The sequence below is a fragment of the Streptococcus sp. HMSC073D05 genome (assembly GCF_001812015.1).
Lineage (GTDB): Bacteria > Bacillota > Bacilli > Lactobacillales > Streptococcaceae > Streptococcus > Streptococcus parasanguinis_D.
The window spans coordinates 1-1,401 of record NZ_KV807501.1 but is presented as its reverse complement, the minus strand read 5'-3'; the positions used below and the strand labels follow the sequence as shown (position 1 = coordinate 1,401).

1 protein-coding gene and 1 pseudogene are annotated in these 1,401 nt (G+C 33.1%); both read right to left on the bottom strand.

What is annotated here, in order from left to right; translation table 11 throughout:
- Nucleotides 1–310: pseudogene (locus HMPREF2832_RS09700) on the bottom strand (hypothetical protein); the annotation flags it as partial.
- 25 nt (nt 311–335) lie between these two features.
- The gene (locus HMPREF2832_RS09695; protein WP_241496593.1) at nt 336–1,040 is read right to left on the bottom strand and encodes a C39 family peptidase; all 705 of its coding nucleotides are present in this window, start codon (nt 1,038–1,040) and stop codon (nt 336–338) included.
- Between the last annotated feature and the right edge of the window lie 361 nt (nt 1,041–1,401).

Here is a 1,401-nt window from a genome sequence, read left to right as displayed (position 1 = left end):
TATGTAAATTCATACTGGCAAGATAATTCTGATCTTCGTGTCCTTGGTCAACAGCCTCGCCATAAGCAATCCCATCATTTGACAGCGCAGTAGGTGTAAAGATTTTCCCATCTGGATAAGGGATAAAAATAGAATTTTTTAATAAATCTTCTGCCTTTCTTTCCTCGAATCCTATTTTCCTAGACACATTGGTACTACCGGAAGGAGATTTTTTTTGTGGTCCTACAAGAGTGCAGGCTGATAAGAGTATGATAATCCCAATGATGATAAAACTTAAAAATTTTTGTTTGACAAGATCTTTTTTCTTCATCAGCCTATACCTCCTGACTTATAATCTACCAAGCATATCCACGACCACCCGTAGCATAACTCATATCTTTAATAGAAACACGCTGATTCATACGAAAACCATTATATCTTCCATATCCTGGATCAACATATGTCACAGAATTTCCATAATCAAAGTAATCCGCAACAATACCATAATGATAAAGTGTTGTACCAATATTATGACCTGCTAAGTAGCAATCACCAGGGCTTTCCATGGTATTAACCATGACAGGGTTTCCATAGCTAATAGCATGAGTAATATGATCTTTTATTGTATTTATATCTGAATACTTATGCCAAACCCAGTTGAATTTATATCGACTTCCTTTCATGACGGTATTTAATGCATTTGATACATTATTCCCCGCGTTTGTCCCATTTGCGGTAGTACCCAGTAGTGTCGCCATTTGTTGTTGTGAACGTGGCCGTCCTAAAGACGTCACAATCATAGAGGCTGAAGCAGGTCCACAATAATAGTCATTAATTTGAGTTTGAAATTTTATAGGCAATTCTTTTTGTCGCGGTCTTGGAGCTCGTTCAGAATATTTTGGTGCCTCATTTGGCTGAGTATTTAAATCGACTCCTCCATCAATAATACCTGTATCTGATGCAATAGACTCGGTTTTTGTTGATGCGGCTACATTACCTGCTAATAAAATGCAACTTAGTACAGTTGTGAATGTACCTAATATTTTAGAACATTTGAACATTTTTCATTATCCTTTCTAAACTAGATCAAGTTGTTTCTTTTTAAAACCATAATATTTATTATATAGCTCAATGGAATCACTTTTCCTTTCTATAGCATTACTTCATTACCTATTTATCTACAATAAAAAGATAACGAACGATTTTAAAATTGAAATCTATTTTTTCTTTCTAGAATAATAATACACAAAATAAAAAAGCAAATGTCAAATTGTCTCTTATATACACATTTTATACTTAGACAAATGAACTCAAAATATTTTCCCCAATATTTAGTGGTTCAAACTATGTTATCAAAGCCTTCTGAACGGAAATCTCTTTATTCGATAATTGAAAATTATTGTATTTTATATTAAAAAAAAA